The organism is Paramuribaculum intestinale (assembly GCF_003024925.1).
Taxonomy (GTDB): Bacteria; Bacteroidota; Bacteroidia; order Bacteroidales; family Muribaculaceae; genus Paramuribaculum; species Paramuribaculum intestinale.
On sequence record NZ_PUED01000122.1, the window covers coordinates 1 to 7,641 of the forward strand.

Annotated in this window: 8 protein-coding genes and 1 tRNA gene; 2 read left to right on the top strand and 7 right to left on the bottom strand. The window is 49.7% G+C overall.

The genetic code is table 11. The features are described 5' to 3' along the window. Positions 1-184 precede the first annotated feature (184 nt). The gene (locus C5O24_RS09200; RefSeq protein ID WP_161553864.1) at positions 185-949 is read right to left on the bottom strand and encodes an RNA methyltransferase; all 765 of its coding nucleotides are present in this window, start codon (positions 947-949) and stop codon (positions 185-187) included. Between the two features lie 85 nt (positions 950-1,034). Here C5O24_RS09200 and C5O24_RS09205 point away from each other — a divergent pair, with 85 nt between their 5' ends. After that, positions 1,035-2,615 carry a peptide chain release factor 3 gene (locus C5O24_RS09205; protein ID WP_107034732.1) on the top strand — a complete coding sequence of 527 codons (1,581 nt, stop codon included), beginning with the start codon at positions 1,035-1,037 and terminating at the stop codon, positions 2,613-2,615. 181 nt (positions 2,616-2,796) lie between these two features. On the opposite strand, the gene C5O24_RS09210 is transcribed toward C5O24_RS09205, so the two are convergent. From C5O24_RS09210 to yihA, 6 genes are all read right to left on the bottom strand, one after another. Then, positions 2,797-3,321, bottom strand: a complete 525-nt coding sequence (locus C5O24_RS09210; protein WP_107034731.1) for a P-loop nucleotide/nucleoside kinase family protein — start codon at positions 3,319-3,321, stop codon at positions 2,797-2,799. A 26-nt stretch (positions 3,322-3,347) separates the two neighbouring features. Continuing rightward, a complete protein-coding gene (locus tag C5O24_RS09215) occupies positions 3,348-5,426 on the bottom strand; it encodes an alpha-N-acetylglucosaminidase (RefSeq protein WP_161953366.1) in 2,079 nt (692 codons plus the stop codon). 138 nt (positions 5,427-5,564) lie between these two features. Next, positions 5,565-5,641: transfer RNA gene (locus C5O24_RS09220), tRNA-His, on the bottom strand. A 282-nt stretch (positions 5,642-5,923) separates the two neighbouring features. Continuing rightward, positions 5,924-6,205 carry a PH domain-containing protein gene (locus tag C5O24_RS14615; protein WP_107034729.1) on the bottom strand — a complete coding sequence of 94 codons (282 nt, stop codon included), beginning with the start codon at positions 6,203-6,205 and terminating at the stop codon, positions 5,924-5,926. An 80-nt stretch (positions 6,206-6,285) separates the two neighbouring features. After that, the gene (locus C5O24_RS09230) at positions 6,286-6,465 is read right to left on the bottom strand and encodes a hypothetical protein (protein WP_107034728.1); all 180 of its coding nucleotides are present in this window, start codon (positions 6,463-6,465) and stop codon (positions 6,286-6,288) included. Between the two features lie 61 nt (positions 6,466-6,526). Then, on the bottom strand, positions 6,527-7,129 hold the full coding sequence (gene yihA / locus C5O24_RS09235) for a ribosome biogenesis GTP-binding protein YihA/YsxC (protein ID WP_107034727.1): 603 nt from the start codon (positions 7,127-7,129) through the stop codon (positions 6,527-6,529). Positions 7,130-7,192: 63 nt separating this feature from the next. Here yihA and C5O24_RS09240 point away from each other — a divergent pair. Further along, positions 7,193-7,641: tRNA1(Val) (adenine(37)-N6)-methyltransferase (locus C5O24_RS09240; RefSeq protein ID WP_161553865.1), on the top strand; the 449-nt coding region annotated here is incomplete at its 3' end.

A 7,641-nucleotide genomic window follows, 5' to 3' on the forward strand; every position in this document is an offset into this window, starting at 1 on the left:
TGAGAAGGATTGTCAGATGGATTTTTGTTTGTGATGAGGGAGTGTAGCCGTAGCTACATGACCGGGGAGCAAACAAAAAGACGCTGGAAAGACTCTCAAAAGCAAAGTGATATGAATTTTAGACAATATTCTAAGCAAGTGCTCGGATTTAATGAAACAATATGAGGTTGATTCGAACACTTGCTTATTGCATTTGTCTGCGGCGGAATTCAGCCATGATTATAGCTGTGGCCATGCCGACGTTGAGCGATTCGGCGCCATTGCGTTCCGGAGGATATGCTGGAATCTTCAGCCGCATGTCCACCATCGATGCTACGGAATCGGATATGCCATGTCCTTCACTGCCCATTACTATCACCCCTGACTGTGGCAGATCGCTCCGGTAGAGGTCTGTTCCGTCAAGAAATGTGCCACATACTGTAGCCTCCGTCTTTTGAAGCAGTCCTGCTATATCAGTTCTGACTGGCCTTACCCTTGATATTGATCCCATGCTTGCCATTATCGCTTTGGGAGAATATGGATCAGCCGAGTCGGCTGAACATACCACGGTCTCGACTCCAAACCAGTCGGCCACACGCATGATCGTACCCATATTGCCCGGATCCTGTATGCCGTCGAGTACAAGCGCGAGGTTGTCCACGCCTATGTTCAAGGGTATGCATTCCTCCGGCATGTCATAAACGGCTATGACCTGAGGAGGCGTCGACAGATGACTCATCCGCTCCAGATCGCGCCTTGTCACCACAGCCATCCTGTCGGCGGCCAGGCTGACAAGGCCGTCATTGGCTTCGGCCCAGGCTGCCGTGGCATACAGACTGTGGAGTGTGAAATGTCCGAGAGTGTCGTTCACACATTTCTGGCCCTCGGCTTTGAATAGACGGGCCTGACGCCGGGTGCGTGCCTCGTCGAGTGCGGCCACATCCTTCCTCATCTGGTTGGTCAGTTGCATAGCTGTATGTTTATTCTGCAAAATTACTGTAAAATCACGAAAAACTGCGTAACTTTGCACTCCAAAAAGCAAAAACCACAAACCAATGTCACAACTGACCGACGAAATAAGCCGACGACGCACATTCGCGATCATATCGCACCCCGACGCCGGTAAGACCACACTCACCGAAAAGCTGCTACTCTTCGGAGGCGCCATACATATTGCCGGAGCGGTAAAATCCAACAAGATTAAGAAAACCGCTACCAGCGACTGGATGGAGATCGAGAAACAGCGTGGCATTTCAGTGGCCACTTCCGTTATGGGATTTGAATATGACGGCTACAAGATCAATATTCTTGACACTCCGGGTCACCAGGATTTTGCCGAGGACACATATCGTACACTGACTGCGGTCGACAGCGTAATCATAGTCGTTGACGTGGCCAAAGGCGTGGAGCAGCAGACACGTAAGCTGATGGAGGTGTGCCGTATGAGAAACACTCCTGTGATAATCTTCGTCAACAAGCTCGACCGCGAGGGACGCGATCCGTTTGATATACTCGACGAGCTTGAGCAGGAACTGCATATCTCCGTGCGCCCGTTGAGCTGGCCTATCAATATAGGGGCTAAATTCAAGGGAGTCTACAATATTCATGAGCATTCACTCGACCTGTTTACGCCCGACAAGCAGAAGGTCACCGAACGTGTCGAGATCGAGAGCATTGATGATCCGCGCATCGACGAGGCTGTAGGCGAAACTGATGCCGCAAAGCTCCGCGAGGATCTGGAGCTTATCGAAGGAGTATATCCGGCCTTTGAAACGGAAGAGTATCTGGCAGGAAAGGTAGCGCCTGTGTTTTTTGGCTCAGCGCTCAATACTTTTGGCGTAAAAGAGCTTCTCGACTGCTTTGTGAAGATCGCTCCGTCGCCGCGGCCGGTTGAGGCTGTAGAGCGCAAGATAAGCCCCGAAGAGGAGACTTTTTCAGGTTTTGTGTTCAAGATTCACGCAAACATGGATCCTAACCACCGCTCATGCATTGCATTCGTGAAGATATGTTCCGGAAAGTTCGAGCGCAACGCGCCCTACCGTCACGTGCGTTCGGGAAAGACGCTTAAATTCGCGGCTCCCACGGCATTTATGGCGCAGAAAAAGAGTATTGTCGACGAAGCTTTCCCCGGCGACATAGTCGGCATCCCCGACACCGGCAACTTTAAGATCGGCGACACTCTGACCACCTCCGAAGAATTGCATTTCAAGGGATTGCCGAGTTTCTCTCCTGAAATGTTCAAGTATATCGAAAACACAGACCCGATGAAGTCCAAGCAGCTCGACAAAGGCATACAGCAGCTGATGGACGAAGGCGTGGCCCAGCTGTTCACCAATCAGTTCAACGGACGCAAGATCATAGGCACGGTCGGACAACTTCAGTTTGAGGTCATACAATACCGTCTGCTGCACGAATACGGTGCACAATGCCGTTGGGAACCGATTTCGCTTTACAAGGCTTGCTGGATCACAAGCGACGATCAGGAAGCGCTTGAGGCATTCAAGCGTCGCAAACACCAGTTTATGGCCACAGACCGCGAAGGCCGTGATGTCTTCCTGGCCGATTCATCCTATGTGTTGCAGATGGCACAAAGCGACTTTCCAAAAATCCGGTTTTATTTCTCCTCCGAGTTCTGACCGTGGACACATAGGTCTATTGTAACCACCACACGTAAGTAATAACACACACAACTGCATCATAAACGCGCGGCATATTCAGTCCGAAGCGTTTATGATGCAGTCGTTTTGTTTTCAAAAAGTCAGTGACCGCAACGGTGGGTTCAGATATGACTCAAACGAGCAGTCATGATACGATCCATTATGATTCGAGGGTGATGACATCGGTCTCCTCTTCGCCGGGCGGTTGGAAACCGGCATGGAATGCATAAACTTCCTGTCGACTGACAATCTGATCGTCAGAACCATCACCTTTACGTCGGTCAAGTCTTTCGATCAGAGTGGCAAGTGGAGTCTTCAGATACATGAACAGTGGCTTGACTCCACACTCCGAACACACAGCGCGGATAGCCGATCGTCGCACAGTTTTGCACATCGTGGAATCCACCACCACCCGCTCCCCTTTCCTTATAAGGGATGCTAACGAGCTGTCTATTTCATCGGCAGCCCATATAAATGCCGTTTTTCGTGTTTCGGAATCAAGGCCTGGAAATCTGTCACCGTATCGACTCCAGATAATTTCATCCGACGACAGTCGTAAGAACCCTTTCCCGACGAATCGCCTTGCCAAAAACGTCTTGCCTGAACCGCTGACCCCGCACATCACTATGACCTTATGCCCTTCTGCTATTTCATCAATTTTTATAAGATTGTCGTCATTGGTCATATAGTTGATTTGTCCATGCTGTGATGTTATTGATTCTGTTCACGTCGTCTTACCCATTCGGTTTCCATCAGATAGTAGTCGGGTTTAGGGGCTCCGCGAAGCTCGGAGTCAAAAAAAGCTTTCCATCGCTGGTAATACAATTCGCGCAGCAGTCCGCTCCATTCGCGGTGACTGTAATCGTGAAGTCCGCGTAGATTGGACGCCACACTGTCGCCCCACACGGTGATCAGCTGGGCGGCATTGCGCCGGTAAAGCTTTCTGATATTGTCGTCATCTCCGGCAAGGCAGGCAGCATCGTCGAGCCATGTGTCGACACACATTTCGGGCTGTCGTGCCAGCGTGGAATCCTGTTCCAGAATCAGATTGAGGAAACGGTCGGAAACTATCGTCAGACTGTCGGTGATACCGCGGTCATGCAGATCGGACATCAGTCTTATAAGACGGTTTCCCTCATCGGCATTGGCCTGTCGCCGGATATCGGCGAGATCAAAGGCGTAGTTGGCGTTGCCGACATAATCAGGAGCCGCCTGGAGCATAAGTGCCGCCGCTTTGGCTGTGGAGTCGGGTGAATAAAATAGTTCCGAACTTCCCCATGTGGAAGCGCTGCGGGGATTCCACGACGGTCGTGCACAGAAAAGAGACTCTACAGTGCCTTGTCCTTCCATTTCTATCGGCGCGTTATACACAGTGTTGCGCAGGGCATCCCATGCTGCCATTACTTCGGGAGTCACCTCCCTGCCATAGCGTGCCGTCAGATACGATCGGAGCCATTCGCGTGTGTCGAAACGTTCGCTGCGCCAAGGAAGTTCCATGGCCAGCTCATACATCACAGGGTTGTTTTCGATACCTTCCGGGGTCAGCCCGACTCCGGTGAGGCGATGCAACGAATCGGCTTCCTGCGCATCGTAAAATCCGTCGACAAACATGTCCATGCGTCCGTGCAGCCCTACGTTGCCTCCGAAGTTAAGAAGCATACAGTAGATCCATTCATGGTCGGCATATATGCCTTTGCGACGCCATTTGGCGTCTTTGTCACTATAAAGGTCGAGCACTTTCATATCGCCTGCCTTCACAGTGTCGATCATGGCCAGCATCGGGTTGCCGCCCCAGCTCTGTATGACCCATGATGATTCAGGATTTGTGCGTTTCATCGCTTCGGCTATCCGGCGGCCGGCGAGGGGCAGATCTACGCCGGATGTATTACCTCCCTCATGAAACGGATCCATCGAATAATATTTTGCCTTGCCGTAAAGGCTGTCGAGTTCCTGATAATACAGGTCGGCAAGATACGAAAACTCCTCCGTGTCAGGCGAGAGGAAAGCCGGACGGACAAAGCCGCACCACTTCCCGGGATCGGCCACTTTATATCCCAGTTTGCTGTTTATGTCGTGAGGCACCATTCCGGCATATCCCGGATATACCGGCTCTATGCCGAGCGAACGCATCCGTGCCACTATTTTATGCTGAAGCGCGCTCTGGCGGTCATACCATTGGTCTGGCAGCGGACCGCCCCATCCCTCAAGATTGTTCATCTGCCACCATGCTAGAAATGCCGGGCCACTGATAAACCGGCCTATCTCTTCGTCGTCGTATCCGAGCTTTTTCAAGAGGTTGCGCCATACGGTTTCGATGCCGGTCATCATAAGCGGCATATTGATGCCGTGTAGTGCCATCCAGTCAATCTCTTTCATCCACCGCTCTTCGTCCCAAAAGGGCATGGAGTATGAAAAGGTGCAGTAGTTGAGATAATACCTGTCGGCTACAGAGGCCTTTTTGCGTATTGTTTCTTTAGGCAACGGAAGCTTGTCAGGCAAAGGTTGGGTCAGATTGTTCCAGGAAATATGTATTCCGGCCACATATTTAAGATACCAGTTAAGTCCCGTGGCAAGAGCCACTTTGCTGTTTCCGTCAATTACAACTCTTCCGGAATCGGCACTGATTTCAAAAAACTCGGGTCCGGCCGACGGAATTTCATTGAATATGATGCGTCCGGCCGAAGTACCTTCGGTAACCCTCATGGCCAGTGAGTCTACGGGACTCATACTCTTGGCTGACAATGAGATCATGCATAATGCGACAAGGGATAAAACACTACGAAATTTCATGGATTTTTGTTTAAAAAGTAACATAAAAAAACTGAATGTGACAAACCGGTCAATCAAAAACACGCAATGACACAAGCTGCGAGAAAGTGAATGCAAAAAAACAGACGGACTCCTCATCAGGAATCCGTCATGTCATTTTGGGGTGAACAGTGGGATTCGAACCCACGACCTTCGGAACCACAATCCGACGTTCTAACCAACTGAACTATGCTCACCATTATGTTGTCTTGGCCTTTTCGGGTTTCGACGGTGCAAAGGTAGAACTATTTTTTGATACTGGCAATAGTTTTGTGATTTTTTTTGCGAAAATTCTCTCTGCTGTATTCTACGAGGTTGTCCTGTAAAGGAATATGCCCTGTGCACCCAATGCGTGCATACATTGAGTTTTGAAATAAGAGGATATTATCGAGTCACTTCCATGATACTTTTCTGAGACTCAATGTAATCAACTATCTTCTGAGGATTGTCACATCCAAGGACATACTTGTCGCCGATCTTCATTTTGACAAGAAAGCAATCCGAAGCCTTGCCAAAAAAACATAATAACGGCCGATGTCACTTTCTCTGAATACTCCCCAATAGCCCATGAATCCGCCGGAGGCAAATATTCGTATCGCACCCATTGTAGGCTGGAACAGTTCAACGCGTTCGATATCTCGCACAGATATCTTACGGCTTTTGCACAGGCTACCCATGAAGATGTATTCTGGATTGAGTAAAGAGCCGTGAAATATCCGTTTGTGCTCTGATCGTTCTCTGATATGACAGATGCCGGTCATTTTGTCGGTTGCAATAATTTTTATTGGTAGCCGACAAGACCTGATTAAGGTGACTTCTACGACAGCTGTCGGAAACAGGATCAGTTATTGCCTCTATGGTTGTTGTTTAATTCCTTGGTAGCTTCTTTGACGAGTTCCTTGTTGACCTTGTCGTTCAGACCGAGATCTGTGGCCACTCCGGGATATTGTTTTGCTTCCTGATCGTTGGCGTGGGCTTTGCCGTTACAGCTGCATCCGCACTTTTTTCCGTTTTCTTTCATGATTGCTGATGTTTTGTAGTTGTGTGTTACAATCTATCAACAACATCACGGTGCGTTTGGTTTACTCAGTCGGAAGCCGGTTCATCTCGTCGATATATGCCAGCAACTCCTCTTTGCCACTTCCTTGTGTGCTTGAGGTGACAAATACAGGAGGCAGGCTCTCCCATGTTTCGAGTAGTTTGTTGCAGTAGCTCTCCACGTTTTTGCGTGCATTTTCCTTGCTGAGCTTATCGGTTTTGGTGAACACTATGCTGAATGGCACTTCGTTCTCGGCCAGCCATTCCATGAACTCCATGTCGATTTTCTGTGGCGAATGGCGCGAATCTATCAGCAGAAACAGATTGGTCATCTGCGTGCGGTTGAGGATATACCCCTGTATCATTCGCTGAAGCTGCGCCCTGCTCTCCTTGCCTCGCTGGGCGTAGCCGTAGCCCGGCAAGTCGACTATATACCAGCTGTCGTTGATTCTGAAATGATTTATAAGCATAGTCTTGCCCGGAGTCGACGATGTCATGGCAAGACTCTTGCGTCCGGTAAGCATGTTGATCAAGGATGATTTTCCTACATTTGAACGTCCGATGAACGCATACTCATGCATGTCGCTGTCGGGGCATTTGCGATAATCGCTGTTGCTTATCTCGAATTTTGCAGACTTGATATCCATTTTCCTAATTTTAGAGTGTAAAGTTAGTCATTTGTTTTGGGATTTGTTTAATTTTGCATGACAATGAGCAGAAATCCCGATAGAGAAACCGTTTTCCGATTCAAGCGGTTCGCGGTATGCAACCGCGAATGCGCCATGAAAGTCAGCACCGACAGCGTCCTGCTTGGAGCATGGGTGTCGGTCGAAGGTGTCGCTTCGGCCATTGATCTTGGAGCCGGATGCGGGATTCTGTCACTCATGCTTTGTCAGCGCGGCGTGGCTCATGTCACAGCCATGGAGATTGATGCCATGGCTGCCGTAGAGGCGATGGGCAATGCCGCTTTGTCGCCATGGGCAGGGAATATCGATATTGTTGTCGGCGACGCGACCTCATACAGTTTCGACAAAGTAGATCTTGTGATCACCAATCCGCCATATTTCGACAGCCCTTTGGTGTCGCCCGATAAAGCTCGGGCCATGGCACGCCATCAGGGTAACATGAATTTCCCATGGATTAAAACGTACGCCACGGC